23 protein-coding genes, 2 tRNA genes and 1 pseudogene are annotated in these 22529 nt (G+C 59.3%); 13 read left to right on the top strand and 13 right to left on the bottom strand.

The genetic code is table 11. The features are described from left to right. Positions 1 to 25 precede the first annotated feature (25 nt). Together J2S62_RS06070 and J2S62_RS06075 are read left to right on the top strand one after the other, a co-directional pair. Positions 26 to 751, top strand: a complete 726-nt coding sequence (locus J2S62_RS06070; protein ID WP_310172585.1) for an HNH endonuclease family protein — start codon at positions 26 to 28, stop codon at positions 749 to 751. 122 nt (positions 752 to 873) lie between these two features. After that, complete coding sequence (locus J2S62_RS06075; protein WP_310172588.1) at positions 874 to 2355, top strand: glyceraldehyde-3-phosphate dehydrogenase; 1482 nt, start codon at positions 874 to 876, stop codon at positions 2353 to 2355. Between the two features lie 121 nt (positions 2356 to 2476). Here J2S62_RS06075 and def read toward each other — a convergent pair whose 3' ends face one another. Next, complete coding sequence (gene def / locus J2S62_RS06080; RefSeq protein ID WP_310172590.1) at positions 2477 to 3094, bottom strand: peptide deformylase; 618 nt, start codon at positions 3092 to 3094, stop codon at positions 2477 to 2479. Then, complete coding sequence (locus tag J2S62_RS06085) at positions 3095 to 3400, bottom strand: antibiotic biosynthesis monooxygenase family protein (RefSeq protein WP_310172593.1); 306 nt, start codon at positions 3398 to 3400, stop codon at positions 3095 to 3097. A gap of 78 nt (positions 3401 to 3478) precedes the next feature. On the opposite strand from J2S62_RS06085, the gene J2S62_RS06090 reads away from it, so the two are divergent. Together J2S62_RS06090 and J2S62_RS06095 are read left to right on the top strand one after the other, a co-directional pair. Beyond that, positions 3479 to 4684 (top strand): Bcr/CflA family efflux MFS transporter, encoded by a 1206-nt coding sequence (locus J2S62_RS06090; RefSeq protein ID WP_310172596.1) that lies wholly within the window; start codon positions 3479 to 3481, stop codon positions 4682 to 4684. A 355-nt stretch (positions 4685 to 5039) separates the two neighbouring features. Further along, positions 5040 to 5306 carry a GlsB/YeaQ/YmgE family stress response membrane protein gene (locus J2S62_RS06095; protein WP_310172600.1) on the top strand — a complete coding sequence of 89 codons (267 nt, stop codon included), beginning with the start codon at positions 5040 to 5042 and terminating at the stop codon, positions 5304 to 5306. Positions 5307 to 5585: 279 nt separating this feature from the next. On the opposite strand, the gene J2S62_RS06100 is transcribed toward J2S62_RS06095, so the two are convergent. Continuing rightward, positions 5586 to 6122, bottom strand: a complete 537-nt coding sequence (locus J2S62_RS06100; RefSeq protein WP_310172602.1) for an RDD family protein — start codon at positions 6120 to 6122, stop codon at positions 5586 to 5588. A gap of 257 nt (positions 6123 to 6379) precedes the next feature. Between J2S62_RS06100 and J2S62_RS06105 the strand changes: the two genes are divergently transcribed. Together J2S62_RS06105 and J2S62_RS06110 are read left to right on the top strand one after the other, a co-directional pair. Continuing rightward, positions 6380 to 7066 (top strand): alpha/beta fold hydrolase, encoded by a 687-nt coding sequence (locus tag J2S62_RS06105; protein ID WP_310172605.1) that lies wholly within the window; start codon positions 6380 to 6382, stop codon positions 7064 to 7066. A 21-nt stretch (positions 7067 to 7087) separates the two neighbouring features. After that, positions 7088 to 7423 carry a cupin domain-containing protein gene (locus J2S62_RS06110; protein WP_310172607.1) on the top strand — a complete coding sequence of 112 codons (336 nt, stop codon included), beginning with the start codon at positions 7088 to 7090 and terminating at the stop codon, positions 7421 to 7423. A gap of 80 nt (positions 7424 to 7503) precedes the next feature. Here the strand turns inward: J2S62_RS06110 and J2S62_RS06115 are convergent. Both J2S62_RS06115 and orn read right to left on the bottom strand, forming a co-directional pair. Continuing rightward, positions 7504 to 7576, bottom strand: a tRNA-His gene (locus J2S62_RS06115). Positions 7577 to 7649: 73 nt separating this feature from the next. Continuing rightward, positions 7650 to 8333, bottom strand: a complete 684-nt coding sequence (gene orn / locus J2S62_RS06120) for an oligoribonuclease (protein ID WP_310172609.1) — start codon at positions 8331 to 8333, stop codon at positions 7650 to 7652. Between the two features lie 103 nt (positions 8334 to 8436). Here orn and mptB (J2S62_RS06125) point away from each other — a divergent pair, with 103 nt between their 5' ends. The 3 genes from mptB (J2S62_RS06125) (at position 8437) to J2S62_RS06135 (ending at position 12675) form a co-directional block, all read left to right on the top strand. Next, entirely contained in the window at positions 8437 to 10029 is a 1593-nt protein-coding gene (gene mptB, locus J2S62_RS06125; protein ID WP_310172611.1) for a polyprenol phosphomannose-dependent alpha 1,6 mannosyltransferase MptB, read from the top strand. Further along, a complete protein-coding gene (gene mptB, locus J2S62_RS06130) occupies positions 10026 to 11627 on the top strand; it encodes a polyprenol phosphomannose-dependent alpha 1,6 mannosyltransferase MptB (protein WP_310172614.1) in 1602 nt (533 codons plus the stop codon). Before mptB (J2S62_RS06125) ends, mptB (J2S62_RS06130) begins: the two co-directional genes overlap by 4 nt. 94 nt (positions 11628 to 11721) lie before the next feature. Continuing rightward, on the top strand, positions 11722 to 12675 hold the full coding sequence (locus J2S62_RS06135; RefSeq protein ID WP_310172616.1) for an NAD(P)/FAD-dependent oxidoreductase: 954 nt from the start codon (positions 11722 to 11724) through the stop codon (positions 12673 to 12675). Between the two features lie 63 nt (positions 12676 to 12738). Here the strand turns inward: J2S62_RS06135 and J2S62_RS06140 are convergent. After that, a tRNA-Arg gene (locus J2S62_RS06140) sits at positions 12739 to 12812 on the bottom strand. 162 nt (positions 12813 to 12974) lie between these two features. Between J2S62_RS06140 and J2S62_RS06145 the strand changes: the two genes are divergently transcribed. Then, positions 12975 to 13427, top strand: coding sequence for a single-stranded DNA-binding protein (locus J2S62_RS06145; RefSeq protein WP_310172618.1), 453 nt, complete (start codon positions 12975 to 12977; stop codon positions 13425 to 13427). A gap of 79 nt (positions 13428 to 13506) precedes the next feature. After that, positions 13507 to 15189, top strand: a complete 1683-nt coding sequence (gene ettA, locus J2S62_RS06150; RefSeq protein ID WP_310172619.1) for an energy-dependent translational throttle protein EttA — start codon at positions 13507 to 13509, stop codon at positions 15187 to 15189. Between the two features lie 88 nt (positions 15190 to 15277). Here the strand turns inward: ettA and J2S62_RS06155 are convergent, their stop codons facing one another. After that, the gene (locus J2S62_RS06155) at positions 15278 to 16648 is read right to left on the bottom strand and encodes an MFS transporter (protein ID WP_310172622.1); all 1371 of its coding nucleotides are present in this window, start codon (positions 16646 to 16648) and stop codon (positions 15278 to 15280) included. Positions 16649 to 16726: 78 nt separating this feature from the next. After that, a complete protein-coding gene (locus tag J2S62_RS06160) occupies positions 16727 to 17611 on the bottom strand; it encodes an acyl-CoA thioesterase (RefSeq protein ID WP_310172624.1) in 885 nt (294 codons plus the stop codon). A 102-nt stretch (positions 17612 to 17713) separates the two neighbouring features. Between J2S62_RS06160 and J2S62_RS06165 the strand changes: the two genes are divergently transcribed. After that, a complete protein-coding gene (locus J2S62_RS06165) occupies positions 17714 to 18385 on the top strand; it encodes a hypothetical protein (RefSeq protein ID WP_310172626.1) in 672 nt (223 codons plus the stop codon). Positions 18386 to 18422: 37 nt separating this feature from the next. Here the strand turns inward: J2S62_RS06165 and J2S62_RS06170 are convergent, their stop codons facing one another. Together J2S62_RS06170 and J2S62_RS06175 are read right to left on the bottom strand one after the other, a co-directional pair. Beyond that, complete coding sequence (locus J2S62_RS06170; protein WP_310175748.1) at positions 18423 to 18944, bottom strand: globin; 522 nt, start codon at positions 18942 to 18944, stop codon at positions 18423 to 18425. 138 nt (positions 18945 to 19082) lie between these two features. Continuing rightward, positions 19083 to 19508 (bottom strand): annotated as a pseudogene (locus J2S62_RS06175) (OsmC family protein); the annotation flags it as partial. A gap of 73 nt (positions 19509 to 19581) precedes the next feature. Between J2S62_RS06175 and J2S62_RS06180 the strand changes: the two are divergent. Beyond that, positions 19582 to 20028: a molybdenum cofactor biosynthesis protein MoaE gene (locus J2S62_RS06180; protein WP_310172628.1), complete on the top strand. Its 447-nt coding sequence runs from the start codon at positions 19582 to 19584 to the stop codon at positions 20026 to 20028. On the opposite strand, the gene J2S62_RS06185 is transcribed toward J2S62_RS06180, so the two are convergent. The 3 genes from J2S62_RS06185 to J2S62_RS06195 are packed head-to-tail and all read right to left on the bottom strand — an operon-like array spanning position 20025 to position 22515. Continuing rightward, positions 20025 to 20255 carry a MoaD/ThiS family protein gene (locus J2S62_RS06185; protein ID WP_310172630.1) on the bottom strand — a complete coding sequence of 77 codons (231 nt, stop codon included), beginning with the start codon at positions 20253 to 20255 and terminating at the stop codon, positions 20025 to 20027. The genes J2S62_RS06180 and J2S62_RS06185 overlap by 4 nt on opposite strands. Further along, entirely contained in the window at positions 20252 to 21454 is a 1203-nt protein-coding gene (locus J2S62_RS06190) for a molybdopterin molybdotransferase MoeA (RefSeq protein WP_310175750.1), read from the bottom strand. Before J2S62_RS06190 ends, J2S62_RS06185 begins: the two co-directional genes overlap by 4 nt. Continuing rightward, positions 21454 to 22515, bottom strand: a complete 1062-nt coding sequence (locus J2S62_RS06195; protein ID WP_310172632.1) for a ThiF family adenylyltransferase — start codon at positions 22513 to 22515, stop codon at positions 21454 to 21456. Before J2S62_RS06195 ends, J2S62_RS06190 begins: the two co-directional genes overlap by 1 nt. Positions 22516 to 22529 lie beyond the last annotated feature (14 nt).

Genomic DNA, 22529 nt, shown 5'->3' on the forward strand with positions numbered 1-22529 from the left:
ACTGTTCAGTTCGCGAAAGAAAACATTGTCAAACCGTCAAAAAGAAAAATCCGCGCTGGCCAAGCTCCCCATCCCGGTGCTGATCGTGGTCATAGGTCTCTATCTGGTGGTCACGTATGTGTTTCCGGCCGAGCAGGATTACGTGCCGGCCGAAGGCACCGCGCTGGAACAGCTCGAGACCTTAGAAATCAAAGGTCGGGCACCACAGACCGGGTATAGCCGCGATGAGTTCGGCAACGGTTGGCTCGACCCCGATGGCAATGGGTGCGACGCACGCAACGATATTCTTGCTCGCGACCTCGACAACGTGACCACTCGCGACGACAACTGCACGGTGCTGACCGGTGTGTTAGAGGATCCATTTACGGACACCACCATTGACTTTGTTCGCGGCCCGGAAACGTCGATGGAAGTTCAGATCGATCACGTCGTGGCGCTATCCGATGCTTGGCAGAAGGGCGCGCAGCAGTTGCCGGAAGAACAACGCGAACGCTTCGCTAATGATCCGCTGAACCTGCTAGCGGTTGATGGGCCGGCGAACCAGCAGAAATCGGATGCTGACGCAGCGACCTGGTTACCGCCGAATAAGGCATTTCGTTGTGAGTTCGTATCGATCCAGACCGCAGTGAAAGCCAAGTATGAGTTATGGGTCACTGAAGCCGAATACGAGGCAATTCGCGATATTCTGAGCGAATGTCCATCGCAACCGGTTTATACAACCGCCGATGAGCTGCCAGTACTTCGCCAATAGCGGCAGAAGTGTGCGCTGTCTTCATTGCGCGGGTATCCTTTGGCGTGAAACGCTAAGATGAGAATGTTTTCATAAGGTTGGCTCGTCCGCCAATCGCACACTCTGCAGAAAAGGACCACATCGTGGCAGATATCACCGCCAGCACGCAGCAAACTCTCCAGCAGTGGAGTGAACGTGAGCAGTTGGCTGAGCAGATGGTTCCACTCATCGGCTCGTTGTACCGCAACAACAATGTCGTGACATCCATCTACGGTCGAAGCCTCGTCCACCAGTCAGTCGTGGATATCTTGAAGGCGCACCGGTTTGCTCGTCAGGTTGATGAATCTATTCTTCCTGTTGAAGACTCCTATGCCATCTTGCAGGCCATGGTCGAGTTAAACCTCGGTGCAGGCTCTGTGGATCTGGCTCGCATGGTCAAAAAATTCCGTCAGAACGGTGGCGACGTCAAAGAGTTCGTCAAAACCGAGCTTGCTGACATCGTCGACAAGAACGGCGAAGGCCTCGGCGATACTACAGACGTCGTCCTGTATGGTTTTGGTCGTATCGGTCGCTTGTTGGCTCGCATTCTGCTTGACTACGCCGGTGGCGGTACCAAACTGCGTCTCCGTGCGATCGTGGTCCGCTCTAAGGGCGACGATGATATCTACAAGCGCGCTTCGATGCTGCGCCGCGACTCGGTTCACGGCCCGTTCAACGGCACCATCGAAGTTGATGCAGATGCTAACACCATCACCGCGAATGGCACGCAGATCCAGATGATCAACGCATCGGATCCAGCCGCAATCGACTACACCGAATACGGCATCAACAATGCCATAGTCATCGACAATACCGGTGTCTGGCGCGACGAAGCAGGCCTGGGACAGCACCTTGAAGCCAAGGGCGTCTCCAAAGTCATTCTGACCGCACCAGGTAAGGGCGATCTGAAAAACATCGTCTACGGTGTGAACACCGATGACATCACTGAAGATGACAAGATCATCTCGGCTGCCTCGTGCACGACCAACGCGATCACTCCGGTACTCAAGGTGCTCAACGATGAATACGGCATCCATCACGGACACGTCGAAACGGTTCACGCCTACACCAACGACCAGAACCTCATCGATAACTTCCACAAGGGTTCCCGCCGTGGTCGTGCCGCCGCATTGAACATGGTCCTCACCGAAACCGGTGCAGCCACCGCAGTTGCTAAAGCACTGCCAGAACTGTCCGGGAAACTCTCGGGCAACGCGATTCGCGTACCAACCCCGAACGTATCGATGGCCATTCTCAACCTGCAGCTCAACGGCGAAACCTCCAAAGACGAGATCAACGCTCGTCTGCGGCAGGAATCTCTGACCGGTGAGCTCAGCAAGCAGATCGATTACATTTACTCCCACGACGCTGTTTCGACCGACTTTGTTGGTTCGGACCGCGCAGGTGTCGTAGATGGCCTTGCCACTATCGTCAACGAAGGTTCCAACGGTGGCTCGAATCTGATCCTCTACGTCTGGTACGACAACGAATACGGCTACTCGACCCAGGTCGTTCGCGCAGTTGAAAAGATGGCCGGCGAAAACCTGCCAGTCTTTCCTAAAGCTCAGGTAGCAGCGAAAGCCTAGCTTCAGCACGATTCACAAAAATGAGGCCGCCACTTGATGGGGGCCTCATTTTTGATGGCTCTAAACGACACTAAAATGGCCTTGGACAACCGATATGGTTGCCCAAGGCCATGTAATGCGTTTAGCGATCTGCTGTTTCAGACTCTTCTTCGTCATGACCGAAGGGGTCGTTATCATCGCCTGGCATCCAGGTGTTCCCCGCCGTTGTCCAGCCTTGCTTTCGGAGCTCCTTTTTCCACCGCTTGCCCCAGCGCGGGTTCAAGCGGTTCACATACAACGTCGCATTGAGATGGTCATATTCATGCTGCAGAATCCGGGCAAACCAGTCATGGGCCTCAAAATCGATCGGGTTGTTGTCGATATCGAAGCCCTGCAGGCGAACATGATCGGCACGCTTCAGCGGGTAACCTAATCCTGGAACGGATAAGCAGCCCTCAGTTTCAGTTTCCGGGTCAGGATCTTCTTGCGATACCTTCCCCAGCAACGTCAACACGGGATTAAGCACTTCACCCTTACGAGGGGCATCTCCGGTGTGCTCAAACTCCCAGGTAAAAATCCGCAAGCCCACGCCAACCTGCGGAGCAGCTAGCCCCACACCGCGTGCAGCCTCCTGGGTAACGTGCATATCCGCAACCAGCTGGCGAACCTCGTCGTTGATTTCTTCTACTTCTGCCGCCCGTTTATGCAGCACCGGATCACCATGGATCACGATGGGCAGGATCTTTCCTTCAAATGCCACTTACAACTCCACGATTTCGAACTCGAGTAGCTCCGAACCAGAAGCCACCGGTTTGCGCGGCTGACCGTCATCTGAAGCGTGGGCGGCCATATTCTGCCGCGAATCGCGCCAGTTTTCGTAGTCTTCTTGAGAAGCCCATTGGGTATACACGAAGTACTGAGTGTTCTCACCGGTGGGGCGCAACAAGTTGAACCCTTCAAAACCCGGTGCCTGATCGACCGCGTTCTTACGGGCAGCGAAGCGTGCTTCGAGTTCCTCGCCTTGACCTTCCGGGACGCTCAACGCGTTAATTACCACGATCGACACAGGGGTACTCCTTCTTCAATAAAATGTTCTAGCCGTCAGCATTCAGGATATCCTCAACGAGGATATGAAAGAGATGAGATGACGCAGAAACCAAACTTGTCCGCCGGGCTCCTGACGATACTGGGCGTGATAGCAACAATCGGGGCTTTCGCCACCGATATGTATCTGGCTTCCTTCACTGACATTACCGAATCCTTGGGCGTCACACCAACGCAAGTACAGCTGACGCTCACAGCGTTTTTAACGGGCATGGGGTTGGGACAATTGCTGTTAGGTCCGGCCTCGGATAAGTATGGTCGACGTCACGTCATGGTCGGTGCGCTGAGCATATTTGCTGTCAGCTCGGTGGCCCTGATCTTCACACCCAACATTGAATTCTTCGTCGCCTTGCGGTTTGTGCAGGGACTGTCCGGTGCGGCCGGGGGAGTGCTCGCCCGCGCGATTGCGGTGGATCTTTCTGAAGGGCCAACGGCGGTCCGTGCACTGAGTCTAATTGCCACCCTCATTGGGCTTGGACCGCTGCTAGCACCCCCAATTGGGGGCCTCGTTGCGGAGCTGTTGGATTGGCGCGGCGTGCTGGCCGTCCTAGCGGTTTTCGCGATCACTGTCTGGCTACTTGCAGTATTCAGAGTCCCGGAATCGCTCCCGCGCAGAGATCGAACTCAGGGGTCTGTCTTCGGCGCCTATAGGTCCCTCGTCACGATCCTGACCAAACCGGTCTTCGCGCTGTGCACGATGAGTTTTAGTTTCGGTTTTGGGGCAATGATGTCGTATATCGCGGCCTCACCATTCGTGGGGCAGTCGATTCTAGGTATGGGTCAGATAGCGTACTCGCTGAGCTTTGCAGCCTCGGCCTCTGCAATAATCCTCGCGAACCTCGTGAACTCGCGCCTAGCTGTCATGTACGGGGCCGAGGCCATGTTCCGGGTGGGATCCGTCCTGTTACTTGCCGCGGCCGCCTCTTTCGTCATTATGGAGGCCACCGCCAGCTTGTCCATCCCTGGCTTTGTTTTTACGGCGTTTGTGCTCACGGCAGGGGCCGGGTTGACCATGTCGAATGCCAACGCCTTGGGATTGGCTGAAGCCACGCCGTCAACACGCGGTGCCGGGGCGGCAGTTATGGGTGCGGCACAGTTTCTGCTGGCATCGTTGATGACTCCCCTTGTTGGGATAGCTGGCGAACACTCCGCGACCCCGATGGTCGTGATTATCGCCGTATTAGTCGGGGTTTCCGTCGTGACCGGCGGGTTGGCTCGGTCGAGACTCAAAGCTCGAGCGAATTAGCCCTGCGGTTTTAGGGGCAGATGGTGTGAATTAGTGGCCATGTAGAGCACCCTGAGAACAATTTCAAGGCACTACCTGGGGCGAAGCCGACAGGGGCAGCTCGCGCCGTCGCGCTGTGAATGCTGAGCTTCTCTCGTTGACAAACCACAGTGTCTTGCTGGGTGGATGTATCGATTCTGCATTAGACGCGGGAGGCCTTCGACCGCTATTTGTGGAGGGCTGGTGATTGAGAACACTCGTCAGGTAATCCTTGCGGGGAAGCTCGGCACTTATATTCATGCCATGTCAGCGGTAAAATTAATCGCATCAGCATGACCATGTTGGTGAATCGAAGGACCTCAACTAAGGAGGAACCATGGGTTTCATTGGATGGATCGTTTTGGGCCTCATCGCAGGCGCAATTGCTAAGGCCATCATGCCCGGCAAACAAGGCGGCGGCATACTCGTCACGCTATTACTCGGAGTGGTCGGCGCCGTACTTGGCGGCTGGATTGGATCGGCCATCTTTGGCGTCGGCATCGACGAATTCTGGTCACTTGCCACCTGGCTCCTGGCTATCGGTGGGGCACTAATCGTCCTCTTTATCTGGGGTCTCATCACCCGCGACAAGGCAACAACGTAGTCGAACGATTGCCACAGAGCTGAGTTCGAGCTCTGAGAATAAAAGATCGGTCTGAACAGTGCATTGTTCAGGCCGATTTTTTTGTGACATTCACTCTGCGGCCCTCTCAAGATCCGCGCCGAGTTTGTCTGCATTCGACCACGCCACCCTAAGCCTGCTGCGAGCGCCCGCGCGCACTCCCGTTTTTTCTCAAACGGTCCGTCTGATAAATCTCCCGGGCGCGACCTGGTTGAAGTGTCCCCTGATTTCATGCTTTCAAGAACCGGAAAGAGTGGATGCCTATGAGCCCACGGTCGCTGAGAGAGTCTTCTTGACGAGTACTCTGGTGCCGGCGATACGGTCATGAAGCGCTCGGCCTTTGCCGAATGCGGCGCTTCCGATCATGAGGGCGAGTAAGAGATAGGTGCTTACTACGGCTGCAATGGTTAGCGGTTCCTGATCGTCAAAACCACCAAAAGCCGCGCCCACGGCAACCGTGTGACCAAGCTGCCAAGGGATAGCGATTTTGACGACGTTGCGCAACAAGGCTCGACTGAAGCTGAGTGGCTCGCCAAGCTCGTCTTGGACTTGCAGACCATAGCGACGCTTGCCCGGTGTTGCACCGCTAGCGCTGGCTTCTCGATGTGCAGCCAGTAGCGTTGCAACGGTTGGGGGTATGGCACTGGCCGCTAAGACAAACCACCGATGGCTACCCCATTCCGCTTGCTGCGCGAGCAGCCCCAGGGGCACCGTGGCCACGGCAATGCCAAGATACCCAACGCAGTCGCGCAGATAAGCCTTGCCACGGGAAATTGCGAGAGGATGAAGAGCAGCCATGACTCACGCTAACCCGTCGTCACTGAGTCTGTCGATCGTCCCGGCTAGTTTCGCGTATTCGCCCTACGATTGACTCTCTCATGAGAGTACCTGGAGCCGCGCAGGGCTCTCAGTGTTGAACAAGCTGGCCGGCACAGACGGCGAGATGAAGTACCGTACTGATGCCGGTATCTTGGCATCCTGGTACAGCACCGTCATCACACCTAGGGTTACTGCTACCGAAGTATTACGTGTGCGAGTTATGACAGGAGTATCACATGGCGAACTTTTTACTCCTGCATGGCGCAGCATCGACGGGCTGGCTCTGGCACCGAGTGACGCCAGAGCTGCATCAAGCCGGTCACGCAACGGTCGCTCCCAATCTCCCGTGCGCCGATGCGACAGCAGATCTGCACACCTACCTTGATGTCGCGTGTACTGCCGCCGCAACATTTGGTGATGCTTCGCTGACGGTCGTTGCGCAATCCCTGGCCGGTTTGATGGTGCCTGCGCTCGTTGCTCGGCTACCGGTGGATCGTATCGTGTTGGTCGCGGCGATGATCCCACGTCCCGACGAAACCGGGATGCAGTGGTGGCAGGCGACAGGCCAGCAACAGGCACAACGTGCCTATCTGGAATCATTAGGCTTCTCAGCCGACGATGCCCAAGATCCGGAAGTCGTCTTCATTCATGACTTCGACGAGGACTTGAAAGCCGAGTCCATCCACCACGTCCCCGAACAGCATCCCGGTCCGTTACAGACACCGGTAGAGTTCGAATCGTGGCCACAAGTGCCCACTCACGTGATCGCTGCCGAAGCAGATCGGCTCTTTCCGCTGGATTTTATGCGACAACAAGCTATGGATCGTCTGGGGATCGAACCGGATGTCATCCCGGGCGGTCACCTCGCGCCGCTTACGCAGCCGACTGCCCTTGGACGCCTATTGCTGCAGTACCAGTCTTGACGTTACCGAATGGAGGTTGTCATGATTACCATCACGAACCGCGAAGCTGTGCAGGAACCCGACTCCATCACAGCCCTTTTCACCGGGGCTGATCATCAGGCCGACGTGTCATTCTTCTGGGTGGATTCACCACCCGGAGAGGGGCAAGAGTATCACTGGCATCCATATGCCGAGACGTGGGTCGTGCTGCACGGTGAGGCACAGATCGATACCCAAGATGAACAACAGCGTGCATACCCCGGAGACATCGTTACGGTCACAGCGCGAACGGTCCACCGGTACATTGCCGGCGGTGACGACAACCTCCGGATGATCTGCATCCACCCTTCGCCACGAGTCGTTGAAGAGTTTGTCTAGTTCATGCGCGACTTGGTTTGAAGTTCTACGAATGCAAAAGACCGGCATGAACTTTTGAAAGTTCATGCCGGTCTATACCGGGTGAGTAACGGGGCTTGAACCCGCGACCTTCTGGACCACAACCAGACGCTCTACCGACTGAGCTATACCCACCACGTCGAGACAAACTCGACCGGGGTTGTCATCAGACAACGCCCTTCAGTATAGCCCAGATTTTTAGTTCTGCCTAATCCTGGTCCCGGACGAGCTCTGGCTCAGCATAGAGCACTAATTCGTCCCGAATTTTGCGAGCTTCGTCGACACTCGGGCCCGGAGGAGGGACCATGATCGCTTCGCGGTAATAGCGCAGCTCGTTGATCGAGTCGGTGATATCACCCAGTGCGCGGTGGTTCCCCAGCTTCTGCGGTGATTTTTCATACGCATGCGGATACCAGCGTTTGGCGAGTTCTTTGATGGAGGACACATCGACGATGCGGTAATGCAGGTGCGCGGCCAGTTCTGGCATTTCTTCAAACAGGAATCGCTGGTCCTGGCCCACGGTATTGCCCGCCAGGAGCGCGGTGCGGGGTTCAGGGCAGTACTGTTTGACGTAGTCCAGCAGTACCGCTTCGGCTTCGGCTGCGCTGACCCCGTGTTCCCACTGTTCGGCCAGACCGTTGCTGCGGTGCATCTCCACCACGACCGGATCCATCTGTTCCACGGCTGCCAGGGGTGGTTTGATGATGATATCGATACCGTCGTCGAGGATGTTGAGGTCCGCGTCGGTGATGATAATGGCCACTTCGACCAGGGCATCTATGCCGGGGTAGAGGCCGGTCATCTCGGCATCGAGCCAGACCAGGTTGCGGCTCTGGTCTTGCGAGGCAGCCGATGCCGGCTCGAATGGTTCGGGTGTTTTAGTGTTGTCCAAGATATTTCTCCTACCTAAGGTGTCGAAGTTTAGCCTACCGATGTCCGGTGATACATTTATCCCCAACGTCATTGATATCAAACTGACTGAGTGAAAGCCGTTGATGACCACCTTGGAAAATGCCCCGCGGGGCACAACAATGCATGCCTGGCCGGCCATAATGATCGGGTTCCTGGGCTCCGTGGTGCTCACCATCGGTTCGTGGTCAGTCGGGTGGGTGGCCCCGAACTCCGGCATTAACTCAGCCCAATGGCTGGCGCCGTTCCGGACCACCGAACTCGGTGTCACTATCGGCACAGTGTTGCTGACGCTTGGTGCCTGGGGCATGATCTGGGGTTGGCTGCGCCTGGGCCGGGTGCTACGGCGTCCGACCCGAGAGTACCGGGGCAAATACGAATTCGCACCCGGCGGGATGCGGATCACCAACTGGGCGGTAGCGATCTGGTCGCTACCGCAATTATTTGCCCTGACGATCTTCTCGCGTGACATGCTGGCCTACCTGAACCAGGGCCGCCAGGTGCTGGCCGGTCAGAATCCGTATGCCGAGGGCATCTCGAATTTACCGAACTGGTTTCAGCTGGGCACCGACACCATGTGGGCCGAAGACGCCACGCCGTACGGGCCGATGTTTTTGTGGATCGAAGCCGCCGTCGTTGGGCTGACCGGCGCGGACCAACCCGACGCCGCAATTTTCCTGTTCCGGCTGGCATCCCTGGGCGGTGTCGCCCTGATCATGTATTACGTGCCGAAACTGGCCGAAATGCAAGGCTGGGATCCAGCACGTGCCCAATGGATCTCGGCGGCCAATCCGCTGTTCATCATCTCGTTTGTCGCCTCCGGACATAACGACTCGCTCATGGTCGGGTTCATGGTCGCAGCGATCTACGCGGTCTGGCGCGGCCACGGCCTGCTGGCAGTCCTGCTGATGAGCGTATCGATCGGCATGAAAGTCATCTCGATTGTGCTGCTGCCCTTCATCGGACTGTGGTGGGCCGGTCGGAACGCTTCGTGGTTGAAAATCTTTTGGTACTGGTTCCTCACCCTGGGGCTGACCGTGGTGATCATGCTGGGCGTCGGCTGGCTCAACGGTTACGGGCTGGACTGGGTGCGCGTCATCGCCGGCACCGGTTCGATCTGGAGTTTCTGGTCACCGGTCGGTGCCGGGGGAGAGCTGCTGCGCGTGGCCGTGGTCGAATTAGGCGCCGGTGACGGTGAATGGGTCATGCCCACCGTCCGGCTGATCGGACGCGTCCTGTCGGTGCTCATCGTGCTGGTACTGATGTTTGTCGGCACCTACGACCAAATCCTCGCCCGAGCCACCTGGTCTTTTGCTGCCATCGTGGTGCTGTCCCCGGTTATCCATCCGTGGTATCTGCTGTGGCTGCTGCCGCTGTTTGTTATGTTGGGCATCAAGTCGAATTGGCAACTGCGCTGGGTCATCTTTACCGTGGTGTTTTTCACCGCCTACGGGGCCGGTGATCAGCTCTATGTCTGGCAATTTTTGGAGATGGGCGGGCTGATGCAGTCGCTGTCCTGGGGGCTGTCGGTGGTGCTGGCCATCTGGGTGCTGTTTCTGGATCCTTGGACCTCTCCGATGTTTCGCAATGAGTGGCACCTACGCCAAAGCTGGCGCCGGGCAGTGCTGGCATACCGACGCTGGAAAACCCAACGCGGTTTCGGGGCGAGGAAAACATGACCAAAGCCTACGTTCCGTCCCGCATCGACACCGACCCCGGTCACCACATCCGTGTGGGCCTGGTCGCGGCCATCATCATTATGATCGCCTCCTGGGGCGTGGGATGGTTACCCCAAGCCCAAAACTCCTGGTTCGCCGGGACCACCGTGCTCAACCCGTTGCGCGTATGGACTACCGGGGCCACCGTCAGCGCCATCGGACTGGTCATCGGCGGCCTGCTGCTCATCCGGTCATGGCTGCGACTCGGACAAGCCCTGCAGCTGCCCTACACAATCGCCGATAACGGACCGAACCTGGGCACCGCCAAAGAATCCGCGCGCAAGCACCGCGTCAACGACCACAAGCTCTCGGTCATCAACCGGGCCATCCGCTACTGGACCATCCCGTTACTATTCACCTTTCCGATCATGTCCCGGGACGTGTTTTCCTATCTCGCCCAGGGTCGTTTGCTCCACGCCGGAATCGACCCCTACGGCCAAGGCGTCTCCTCGCTACCCGGCTGGTTCATGACCGGAGCTGACTCCCTATGGGCCCAATCGCCATCCCCCTACGGCCCGGCCTTCTTGCTCATCTCGCAGCTGGTCTGGTTTCTCACCGACGGGGGACCCGAATGGGCCATCATGATCTTCCGGGCATTATTTGTTGGCGGGATGGTCATGTGTATGTGGGCCGTGCCGCGACTGGCTCGCCGCTTCGGCGCTCGCGGGGACTGGGCCCAATGGATCTTCATCGCCAACCCACTGTTTGGTCTGTACATGATCGCCGGCGCCCACAACGACACTCTCATGCTGGGGCTGCTGCTCACCGGGCTGTACTTTCTCAATCCGAACTGGCCGCCAGAAAACCGACGACGACGCATCCTGTTGGGCTTCGTGCTGCTGGGAGCCTCGATCGCGGTCAAACCCCTGACCGTGTTGGTCCTGCCCTTTGCTGGCATGCTGCTCATCTGGCGGCCCGGGGCGAGGGTGTCCTATCGGGCGCGCCTGAAGGTCTGGGCCAAATCCGTGGTCGTCGTCGGGGTCCTACTCACGGCCTTAGGGGCGGTGACCGGACTGTGGTTCGGCTGGATCCCCGCGATGATGACCTCCGGGTCAGCCGCTTTCCCGTATGCCCCCTTCGGTCTGTTGGGGCTTGGCATCGGCTGGCTGGTTGATCTGATCTGGCGCACCGGTATCGAACCGGTGGCCGACGTTGTCTATAGCTTGGGCACCGTCGCAATCGCCGCGGTGACCGCGTGGCTGGCGCTGCTGCCGCGGCCCAAACACCCGGTGTTCTCCGCGGCCCTGGCCTTATCGACCGCCGTGTTGCTGGCACCGGTCTTCCAACCCTGGTACATACTGTGGCTCGTACCGTTATTTGCCGTCACGGCCCGCTGGCACGGCTGGGCCTCGTCACTGCTCTACCTATTAGTCGCCGTGCTCGTGGTGGTCGGCGTCGTCGACCAACTCGCCGTCTCCCAATGGATCCCGCTGCTGCCGCTGCGCATTCTGACCGGCATGATCGGGCTGATCGGCATCGTCATCTTGGTGTTCCTTGACCCGCTCACCCGAAGGGCATTCCCCAGCACACCCAAAGCAGCAAAAGCGTCCAAGGTGTAGCAACCAGGCCCTGAGCTGCCCGATGCGAAATCGGTGAAAATTCTTCGCACCAGAGGGGTTGTCCCCACCGGTGCCCATCCAGCAGTGTGAAACTATGACCACCACGAATTCCCAGCCAGTACGAGACGTCATCATTATCGGAGGCGGAGCCGCCGGACTGAACGCGGCCCTGGTGTTGGCCCGAGCGCGTCGGAGTGTCACCGTCGTCGACGCCCGACAACCACGCAACGCACCATCCGCCGCGGCGCACGGCATGCTCGGCAACGAGGGCATCAACCCCCTCGAGCTGCTCGACCGTGGCAGAGCCGAAGCCCAGAGCTATGGCGCAGAAATCCTGACCGCAACGGTGGATGCGGCACGTCCCGACGGGCAAGGGTATCTGGTACGTCTGCATGATGGACGCGAACTCCAAGCCGCACAACTGGTCGTCGCGACCGGGGTACGAGACGTTCTGCCCGACATCGAAGGGCTCAGCGCGCGGTGGGGCAAGGACGTTATTCATTGCCCGTATTGTCACGGCTGGGAAATCCGCGACCAAACCATCGGGATTATCGCCACCAGCGCGACCTCTGCCTACCAGGCGATGCTATTTCAACAGTGGTCCCAGAACATCACCCTCTTCAGCAACGGCTACGAATTTGAGGCCGAAGCCTTGGACACCCTGGCTGCGCTGAACATCCCCGTCATTGACACACCGGTGGCTGCCGTCGAAATAACCGATGATGCGGTGACCGGCTTGCGCCTCACGGACGGGCGAACGTTCAGCCTGCAAGTGGTCGGCGTCTCCAGCGGCAAGCGGGTCAATCTTGACGGGCTGGAAGCCCTGGGTCTGGAAACCTATGACAATCCCGAGGGCACCTTCTTACGCGCCGACGATACCGGCCACACCAACGTTGCGGGTGTGTGGGCTGCCGGCAACGTGATGGACCCGGAGATACAAATCAGCGAATGTGCCTCCCAAGGCGCACGCGTAGCCGTCACCATCAACAACGAGCTGGTCTTCTCCAGGGCCGACGCCGCGCTCGCAGCAGCTCGGCAGGCAACCTAGTGGCCGCTGGGCAGAGAAACAAATCGGCACCTGATTCACTGAACCAGGTGCCGATGCATTTTGCGCCCCAGGAGGGACTCGAACCCCCGACCTACGGATTAGAAGGCCGTTGCTCTATCCAGCTGAGCTACTGAGGCAACAGGGGACAGTCTACCTAAAATGTTGTCCACATCCCTAACTGAGATGCCTGTGTTATCCACATTCTACTGCTTGGTGCGAGGAGATTCGTGTGGCACCGCCTTGACTGGAAGGTATTCGAAATGCCCTTCGAATACTCGCTTTCGTGAAAGGACTTGCTCATGAAAACCCAATTGACCGTCCGAGGCAACGTGGCGACCGCGCCGCGCAGGGTCGTCACCGATTCCGGCATGGTGATTGCCGAATTCCGACTGGCCGCCACCGAACGTCACTTCAATCGCCAAACGCAGGAGTGGGAAGACGGCAACACCTCCTGGTACACCGTCTCAGCGTTCCGCCGCCTGGCCGAAAACATTTTCCGCTCCTTTAGTGTTGGTGACCCCGTCATTGTCACCGGCAAGCTGAGCATCAAGCAGTGGACTTCGAAGGATGAGTCCAAGCGCGGGACCACGCCTGAGCTGACCGCTGATAGCGCCGGGCACGATCTGCTGCTGGGGTTCACGGATTTCACCCGCTACACCAAAACCAAGCCGCAAGTCGTTGAAGAAACCTACGAGGAGGATGGCCCGCTGGTGGAGCACGGGTGGGAAGAACCCGAGCCTATGACCGCCTAATGTTCGCTAGGAAGTGGATCGGTTGTCGCAGCGGGATAAGAATTACATTCTGCCGCGGCAACCGACTACTGTAGTGCCTATGGCCGAATTTATTTATCAGATGATCAAAGCTCGCAAAAAAGTGGGCGACAAGGTCATCCTTGACGACGTAACCATGTCCTTTTTCCCCGGCGCCAAGATCGGTATGGTCGGACCCAACGGTGCCGGTAAATCCACCATCTTGAAAATTATGGCGGGCCTGGATGAGCCCTCCAACGGCGATGCGTGGCTGTCACCAGGGTACTCAGTAGGGATCCTGCTGCAGGAACCACCGCTGACGGAAGACAAAACCGTCCTAGAAAACGTGCAAGAAGGCGTTGGTGAGGTGTACCAGCAGCTGCAGCGTTTTAACCAAATTTCGGCCGAGATGGCTGAACCCGACGCAGACTTCGAAGCGCTCATGGACGAAATGGGCAAACTCCAAGAAGCTATCGACGCCGCTGACGGTTGGGACATCGACTCTCAGATTGGCCAGGCCATGGAAGCCCTGCAACTGCCACCCGGTGATGAACCTGTCACTCACCTGTCCGGTGGTGAGCGTCGCCGCGTCGCACTCGTGAAGCTGTTGCTGGAAAAACCAGACCTGCTGCTACTTGATGAGCCCACTAACCACTTGGACGCTGAATCGGTGGCATGGCTTGAAGGCCACCTGGCAAACTACCCCGGCGCTGTCATTGCGATCACTCACGACCGGTACTTCCTGGACCACGTCGCCGAATGGATCGCTGAAGTCGACCGCGGCCGGCTGTACCCGTACGAGGGCAACTACACAACCTACCTGGAAAAGAAACGCGAACGCCTCGACGTCCAGGGCAAGAAAGATCAGAAGCTTGCTCGTCGCCTGAAAGAAGAACTCGAATGGGTTCGCACCAACGCTAAAGGTCGGCAGGCCAAGCAGAAGGCTCGTCTGGAACGCTACGAAGAAATGGCCAACGAAGCCGAGAAGACGCGAGTGTTGGACTTTGAAGAAATTCAGATTCCACCCGGCCCTCGTCTGGGCAGCCAGGTCATCGAAGCCGACAACATTTCCAAAGGCTTTGACGGTCGCACTCTGATCGATAACCTCAGCTTCTCCCTGCCACCCAACGGCATCGTCGGTATTATCGGCCCCAACGGTGTTGGGAAAACCACGCTGTTCAAGACCATCGTCGGCCAGGAAGACATCGACTCCGGGGAGCTGAAGATCGGTGAATCGGTCAAGATCTCCTATGTTGACCAGAGCCGTTCCAATATTGATCCCGAGAAATCCCTGTGGGAAGTCGTCTCCGACGGGCTGGATTACATTCAGGTCGGCAACGTCGAAATGCCATCACGTGCCTACGTTTCGGCTTTTGGTTTCAAAGGACCAGACCAGCAGAAGAAGGCCGGTGTGCTCTCCGGTGGTGAGCGTAACCGGTTGAACCTTGCGCTGACCCTCAAAGAGGGCGGCAACCTGTTGCTGCTTGACGAACCGACCAACGACCTCGATGTCGAAACGCTGACCTCATTGGAAAACGCGCTGCTGGAATTCCCCGGCTGTGCCGTGGTCATTTCGCACGACCGTTGGTTCCTGGACCGCGTTGCCACCCACATCCTTGCGTGGGAAGGTACCGAAGACAACCCGGGCAACTGGTACTGGTTTGAAGGAAACTTCGAGTCCTACGAGCAAAATAAACTCGAACGGCTCGGCCCAGACGCCCTGCGCGAAGGACGTGCTACGCACCGTCGTTTGACCCGCAGCTAGTCACACGTCATACAGAGCTGCCCTGCGCTTCCCGATGTGGGAAGCGCAGGGCAGCTCTGTCTTTAACGCACGTATTGAGTCGCGTGCCTTAGCGCTGCGACGGCTTGCCGGGATGACCTGATTCGTCGGTCAGCACGGGTTCCTCGGCGGAAGTCTTGGGATCCCGGACTGGCCACAGCAGCAGCAAGCCGGCAACCAGCACGATAATAATCGCCGGGACCATCATCCGGGATTCCCCACTGAGTCCCACGAACACCGCAATCAGTGCCGGGGTCAGAAACGACACGGACCGGCCCGTGGTGGCATATAGCCCGTACATTTCACCGGCGGCTTCGGCGGTGGTGAGCCGTCCCAGGAACGCTCGAGACGAAGCCTGCACGGGACCGACGAAGAAGCACAGGAACAGTCCCCAGATCCAGAACGCGAGTGTACCGTCCTGGATAAAGACGATGCCCGCCGAGACGATGAGGCCCAGCAGTGACACCAGAATGATGCGTTTTGGTCCAAACCGATCATCGAAGAGCCCGCCGAGGAACGCTCCGGCCGCGGCGACCACGTTGGCGGCGATACCGAAGAAAAGAATATCTCCGGGATCGACTCCGTACACGGTCGTGCCGAGGATCGCGCCGTAGGCAAAAACCGCCCCGACACCGTCGCGGAACACGGCCGAGGAAATGAAGAACCAGAACGTGTTGCGCTGGTATTTCCACAAGTTGACGATGGTTCGAATGAGTTGCCGGTATGACTCTATGAGGCTGACGCGCTCGGTCGATTCTGCGGCAGCGTGGTCTTTGCCGCGGCGCATGACGATGAGCACCGGCAGCGCAAACAGCAGAAACCACAGGGCGGCAAAGACGGCGACCATGCGGATGTTCATGGCGTCGTCGTCGGTAATACCAAACCAGTGGGTGTCGCCGCCGATGAAGCCAACATAGACCAGTAGCAACAGGAAGATGCCGCCCAGGTAGCCGGCGCCCCAGCCGAGTCCCGAGATCCGGCCGATGGTGGATTTGGTGGCGATATCGACCAGCATCGCGTTGTATTGGACCTCGGCGAATTCGAAGAAGATGTTCCCGAGGGATAATAAAATGACGCCCAGCAGCAGGTACGATTCGTGGGGTTGGACGAAGAAACAGGCCGCAGTCGTGGCGATGACCAGGGCCGTGTTGACGCCCAGCCACAGGGCCCGTCGGCCGTCGCGGTCCGCGCGTTGCCCGATAACCGGCGCGGTCAAGGCGATAATCAGCCCGGCGATAGCGTTGCCGGCGGCGAGCCAGGACGTGCCGCGGTCGTCGGGGCCAAACGTTTCAGAGGCCAGATAGGTCCCGAACACGAAGGTGATCATGACCGCGTTGAACGCGGCCGACCCCCAGTCCCACATGGCCCAGCTGACCACGTGAGAGCGTTTGACCTTCGGTCGCTGTTCGGAGGTAGGTGGTGTGGTGATGGCTTCAGACATAGGGGCATCCTAACCATAGGACCGTAGCGGGGAAGTGAACCGGTGGTTACTACTTCCTCCGCGGTGTTGTGCCCCACATTAGCTGAACTTTGGCAGCCGCAGCATGCCTTCCTGGGCCACTGTGGCCACGAGTTGCCCTTCGAGGGTGTAAATGTAGCCCACCCCGAGGCCGCGGGCCGACTGAGCCGAGGGGGACTCCTGAACAAATAGGAGCCATTCGTCGAGACTAAACGGCCGGTGGAACCACATCGCGTGGTCTAGTGAGGCGATGGATTTGCCGGGTGCAGACCAGGCCACCCCGTGGTTGCGCAGAATCGGTTCCAGGATCGTGTAATCCGAAACGAAAGCCAGACCGGCGGCGGCCACATTGGGGGAGACGTTGACCGGTGTGAAGGTTTTCATCCACACGATATTGCGGTTGACCTTTTCGGAGCCCGGCCGGATGAACAGCGGCTCATAGGCGTAGCGGATATCGAAGGGGCGATGATAGGCCAGTTCCTGGGCGGCCGGATCGTCGATCATGCCGATCAGCGCAGAGATGGGTGGCAGATCATTGGGGTGGGGAATGCCCTCGGGCATCGGTTCGTAGTGCTCGACACCTTCGGCCATGGTTTGGAATGAGCACGTCAGGGACAAGATGACTTTATCGTGTTGGGATACTTCGACGTGGCGGACCGAAAACGACCGACCATCTCGGTGATGGTCCACCGTGATGTGGAGCGGTTGTGTGGCGTCGCCGGCGCGGATGAAATAGCAATGCATCGAGTGCAGGAGGCGATCGGCGTCAACAGAATGGCTGGCGGCCACCAGCGACTGGGCCATGACCTGCCCACCAAAGACGCGACCCCGGGTTTGTGGTGGCGTGTGCCCCAGGAAGGTGCTGGTGTGCTCATCGGCGGTGACGCGTTCGAGTTTGAGCACGTCACGCAGGATATCGGTGGGGTCATCCGGGTATGAGGTCATATGGTCGCCTTTCGAAATTGGTGATGTTCATACTCTAGTGCTGTCAGCTCAATCGGTGGCACAACGTGGTCGCGGCTGATTTGGGCTGGGCATAATTGGGGCATGGATTACGTCGTGCCGTTTGCGTCCTTGAACGCCGTGAAAGATTTACAAAGTTTTGTGACCCGGGCCAAGACGCTGGACACCACCGGTGTGCGGTTTGTGGTCGCCCAGGATGTGCTGGCGGTCTCAGTGTCCGTGATGCATCCGGCCGGGTTAGGCGACGGGGTCCCCATCGTCATTGGGCTCCGGACGTTCGCGCTGGATTTCACCGGTCACGAGCGGTTCGAAATGGACTCGGTATTTGACATGGACGCGGTGACGGATCGGACCCACCGGATGATTGCGTCAGAGTCAACGGAGTTCATGTTGCCGCCGTCGGAGATTGCCGTCAGCTGGACGGCGATGAATGCGCCGCGATCTGGCTGGGCGGCAGCGGCCGTGGTGGACGACTCGGAAATCCGCAAAGTTGCCCGCGACGGTATCACCAGGGTGGGCGAGGGGCTGCCCTCGAACCCCGGAGCGCCCTTATTGGCCCAAGTCCGCTCGGCGGTGTGGGGAGCACAGCTCGGTGACCCATCCCAAGTTGAGTTCCCGGCCGGTGCGACGCTTGGTGCCCATAGCCTCGGGTTTTTGTTGCCGCGCGGGGAGACCACCGTGTCGACTTCGGGCAATTGGGTGCGCCTCTCCAGCGCGGGTGGTCATATTCTGGCCCGACCTGCCGTGGCCCTCTGAGGTCCTTGACTCAATAAAGGCAACTGAGTGAGCCGACTCAGACCTGGTTCTGCATGGCCCGTGCTGCGCGTTGGAAGTAGTCCCACATTGTTTCATCGTGCAAGGGGGAGAGCTCCAGGGTGTCCATGGCGTTGCGCATGAACTTCAGCCAGGTGTCGCGGGCTTGGGAATCAATGTGGTAGGGCATATGCCGGGCCCGTAACCGTGGGTGACCGCGCTGTTGCGAGTAGTCCGTGGGTCCGCCCCAGTACTGAATCAAGAACATCCGCAGACGGTCTTCGGCCGGGCCGAGGTCCTCTTCGGGGTACATCGCTTTGAACTCTGGGTCGGCGTCGACCTGCTTGTAGAACTCGGCGGCGAGCTTGCGGAAGGTGGGTTCGCCCCCAACTTGTTCGTAGAACGAGGTTTGTTCGGCCGGTGCGTTGGTCTGTTGCGCCGTTTTGGCTGCTTCGGTGGGCTCGGCTGCTTCCTGGGCAGGCTGTTCAGCCTGAGCAGTCTGGGAGACGACCCCGTCGCGGCGCTGTTGTTCTGCTGCGCGCTCGGCACGAAGCGCCGCCAGACGGGCTTCGTCGTTGCCGCTGACCTGAGAGGGTTTTTTCGCCCGGCGGGGTTTGAGCACCGCGATGGGGGCGCCCAGTCGCGAGGAAAACTGCGGAAGTTCCGGCATTTGGTGTTGGTTTGGGATCTCCAGAGTGATCGGGAAATTCACGCTGCGTGCAATGAAGCACTGCCGGTGGGCTTCCTCGTGGAGTTCACGAGCTCGCGGCAATTGCATCGCGTCGGCCACCCAGACCTCCGGGTACAACGTGGCCGAGGTGACCTGCCCGCCCTGCGCGCCAGCCTCTAAGGTGAGCTCACCGCGCACGGTGACCTTCTCAACCTCGAGCTCCGCCTGACCTGCGACGTATAAGTACGACAGAATATGACACTCGACCAGCGCGGCGAGCAGCAGCTCTTCGGGATTCCAGCGGGAGGCGTCGCCGTGGAAGGGTTTGGCCGCCGAACCTGGCAGTTCCCCGGGACCCTCGGCTTGGATCACCACGTCCCGGGTAAAGCCGCGGGACGGATGCGGGCGGGCGGCGTCGGTGTTCCATTCGGCGCGTAAAGAAAACTCGTGTTGCACGCATCCCAGTCTAGTTCAGCCCACCGGGCGCGGTGCCGATTGCACTTGGCGGCGAACACTTAGACTACAAGATATGGATTTGGTTGAGATGTCACAGGTAACCGAAGACGAATTGGATGCCGCCGAGCTCCGGGTTGCGGTGTCGGCCCCTGATGCCGGCGCTGTCATCATGTTCGAGGGTGTGGTGCGCGACCACGATCCCGAAGCCGCCGGTGCCGTGACCAGACTGGAATACACCGCCCACCCCGACGCGACGACGTTTTTGCGTGAAGTGGTGGCCGAGGCCAACGTATCGGTGCACAACCAGCTCGACGCCGGGCCATTGCCGATCCGCGTGGCCGCCGCGCACCGGATTGGTGCCCTGGACGTCGGCGACGTTGCCCTGGTGGTGGCGGTTTCCGCCGCGCATCGGCAGGAAGCGTTTTCGGTGTGCAGCGACGTCGTGGAAGAAATCAAAGCCCGCGTGCCGATCTGGAAACTACAGTACGGCTCCGAAGGCAGCCACTGGGTTGGGATTTAACCGCCAGCAAATGGGGGGAGCACGTCCACGGTCGCTCCGGACGCGAGCGCTGTTTCAGGCGTCGCGCGGGTGCCGTCGACCAGAAACGAACACCGAGAAATAACTTTGGTGGTGGTCTGGGCGTCCGAGAGGTGGGCAATGACGTCGGCGACGCTGGTCGCTTCAAGGGTGAGCTGTTTGGTGCCGACAACGTCGGCGGCTGCGGCAAAGAGACGGACAGTAATCATAGGGTCAGACATTCTACGGGGTGTTCGGCGGGTATGTGATCGACGGTCGGCGGGATATGCAACAGTCCCGTGGCTTGGGCCATCTTGACGGCCAAATGCGAATTGGACGGCAGTGGCGTGGCGCGGTCGTCGTCATCCACACTGGCCAGCACGTAGTAATTGAGCTCCCGGGGTGTGTGTAGGTCGTCGTTGACCACCACGGTATGTTTGCGCGGGTGCGGGGCCTGACGTTGCATTTTTGCCAGACCCGGAATCACAAACAGGTGCAACGACACCAGCACCGCAACGGGATTGCCCGGTAGTGACCAGACCGGCGTACCGGCCGGTGATAGCCCAAAACCTTGTGGTCGGCCCGGGCGGATATTCACATTGGTAAACGTGATGGCTTGGTCGGGATCCTCGTGCTGCCATGCTGAGAGCACGTAGTTGGAGATATCGTGGGCTCCAACTGAGGCGCCACCGGTCAAAATGATCGCATCCACCGTATGTTCGAGTTGGGCAATCGTGTGCTCAAGGCTCTCGGCTGAGTCTCGAACCCGGACCTGGTGGGTTGGCTCGGCTCCGCGTTTGCGTAGGGTGGCGGCCACCAGGGGCGCATTGGAGTCCGGAATCTGGCCGTGCTCTAACGGGGTGCCCGGCGCCACCAACTCATTGCCCGTCGAGATGACCGCGACTTTGGGTTGGCGCGCAATAAAGACCGTATCGGTACCGGCCGCCGCGATCGCCCCGATGTGGTTGGGGCGCAGCCACGTACCGGCCGGGGCGACGATTTCTCCGGCGCGGGTATCCTCGGCACGGCGACGGATATTCAACCCGGCTTGCGGTACGTCCTCGAAGGTAATCTCGTCGGGGAGGTCTTGGGTTGGACTGTGAAACTTTTCTAAGGGAATGACGGTGTCGGCACCCTGAGGCACGGGGGCGCCGGTCATAATGGCGGCCACCTCACCCGGTCCGATGCTTTCGGGTTGCTTGTGACCCGCGGCGATGGTTTTGGTGACCGGTAGGGTCCCCGGCGCGAAATCTTTCAGCGACACCGCGTACCCGTCCATCGCAGCCGCGTCCCATGGCGGCAAATCCACCGTGGCCGTCACATTGGCCGCCAACGTTTGGCCCAACGCCTCGGATAACGGCACTTCGGTGACCGGCAACGGACTGACCAAGTGCAAGATGCGCGACAGGTGGGCTTCTTGAGTGATCATCACAGACTCGATTCACTTGGAGCGGCGTGCGGGGATTCTTCTAGGGCGTGAACCCCACCATCAAGATACCCCACCACGTCGTGGCCGGCAGCAGCCAACCGCTGCGCGGCCTTGACCGAACGCGGCCCCGTCCGGCACAGGGTCACGATGCGTCGCCCCGGTTGCGGGACAAATGTATCCAACTGGTCAAACGGGACATGGACGACGTCGAGCGGCGCCGGGTGTTCGGTAATCTCGTCCGTACGACGCACATCGACCACCGTCGCGTCTTCGATCTGGGTCTCATTGAGTGCCGCGACGGGGATGGGCTGGTCTTCCTGCGCCGGTGCTAGCGGAATCTCACTCGTGGTCATATCCAGCGTGTCGACGATCAGCATCCGACCCGTCAGCGTCCTGCCCGCCCCGGTAATGAGTTTGACCGTTTCGGTGGCCAACATTGTGCCCACCATGCCCGCCACCGAACCGAGAATGCCCATCTCGGCACAACCCGGGGTCGCGCGGGTCTCGGCCGTATCCGGGAATACGTCGGTCAGTCGCACTGCTGGCCCGTACACCCCCGCGGCATCAAACACCGTGATCTGGGCTGACCACTGCATGAGCGCCCCAAAGACCACCGGCACACCTAATTGCGCGGCACCCGCGTCGACGACAAACCGGGTATCAAAGGAGTCTGAACCGTCGACGATGATATCCGGGCTGACCGCCCCCACGACGTCGGCAAAATTGTCACCCAAACGCACCCGGTGACCCACGACCTCAACCTCCGGTGCGATGCGCTGACCCGCCGCCACCGCCGAATCAATCTTCGGTTGTCCGATGCGCTCTACTGAGTGAATAATCTGCCGGTTGAGGTTCGACAGCTCCACCACGTCGTCATCAAAGACATCGATTCGGCCCACTCCCGCGGCGGCAAGGTAGGGGATGACCGTCGAGCCCAGGCCGCCCGCCCCGACCACCGCGACACGTGCGGCCGCCAGCCGAGCAGCGCCGCCGTCGCCGATCTCGGGCAACCGGCGATGTCGGGCGGTCCTTGCGCGAACAAAATCTGGGCCAAGCGTCATGCTCCCAGCCTAAC

It is taken from the genome of Enteractinococcus fodinae (assembly GCF_031458395.1).
Taxonomy (GTDB): Bacteria; Actinomycetota; Actinomycetes; order Actinomycetales; family Micrococcaceae; genus Yaniella; species Yaniella fodinae.

Coding starts and splice junctions, on each gene's coding strand:
- J2S62_RS06090 (WP_310172596.1), top strand. CDS start 3,479: ATGACGCAGAAACCAAACTTGTCCGCCGGGCTCCTGACGATACTGGGC.
- J2S62_RS06095 (WP_310172600.1), top strand. CDS start 5,040: ATGGGTTTCATTGGATGGATCGTTTTGGGCCTCATCGCAGGCGCAATT.
- J2S62_RS06100 (WP_310172602.1), bottom strand. CDS start 6,122: ATGGCTGCTCTTCATCCTCTCGCAATTTCCCGTGGCAAGGCTTATCTG.
- J2S62_RS06105 (WP_310172605.1), top strand. CDS start 6,380: ATGGCGAACTTTTTACTCCTGCATGGCGCAGCATCGACGGGCTGGCTC.
- J2S62_RS06110 (WP_310172607.1), top strand. CDS start 7,088: ATGATTACCATCACGAACCGCGAAGCTGTGCAGGAACCCGACTCCATC.
- mptB (WP_310172611.1), top strand. CDS start 8,437: ATGACCACCTTGGAAAATGCCCCGCGGGGCACAACAATGCATGCCTGG.
- mptB (WP_310172614.1), top strand. CDS start 10,026: ATGACCAAAGCCTACGTTCCGTCCCGCATCGACACCGACCCCGGTCAC.
- J2S62_RS06135 (WP_310172616.1), top strand. CDS start 11,722: ATGACCACCACGAATTCCCAGCCAGTACGAGACGTCATCATTATCGGA.
- J2S62_RS06145 (WP_310172618.1), top strand. CDS start 12,975: ATGAAAACCCAATTGACCGTCCGAGGCAACGTGGCGACCGCGCCGCGC.
- ettA (WP_310172619.1), top strand. CDS start 13,507: ATGGCCGAATTTATTTATCAGATGATCAAAGCTCGCAAAAAAGTGGGC.
- J2S62_RS06155 (WP_310172622.1), bottom strand. CDS start 16,648: ATGTCTGAAGCCATCACCACACCACCTACCTCCGAACAGCGACCGAAG.
- J2S62_RS06160 (WP_310172624.1), bottom strand. CDS start 17,611: ATGACCTCATACCCGGATGACCCCACCGATATCCTGCGTGACGTGCTC.
- J2S62_RS06165 (WP_310172626.1), top strand. CDS start 17,714: ATGGATTACGTCGTGCCGTTTGCGTCCTTGAACGCCGTGAAAGATTTA.
- J2S62_RS06180 (WP_310172628.1), top strand. CDS start 19,582: ATGGATTTGGTTGAGATGTCACAGGTAACCGAAGACGAATTGGATGCC.
- J2S62_RS06185 (WP_310172630.1), bottom strand. CDS start 20,255: ATGATTACTGTCCGTCTCTTTGCCGCAGCCGCCGACGTTGTCGGCACC.
- J2S62_RS06190 (WP_310175750.1), bottom strand. CDS start 21,454: ATGATCACTCAAGAAGCCCACCTGTCGCGCATCTTGCACTTGGTCAGT.
- J2S62_RS06195 (WP_310172632.1), bottom strand. CDS start 22,515: ATGACGCTTGGCCCAGATTTTGTTCGCGCAAGGACCGCCCGACATCGC.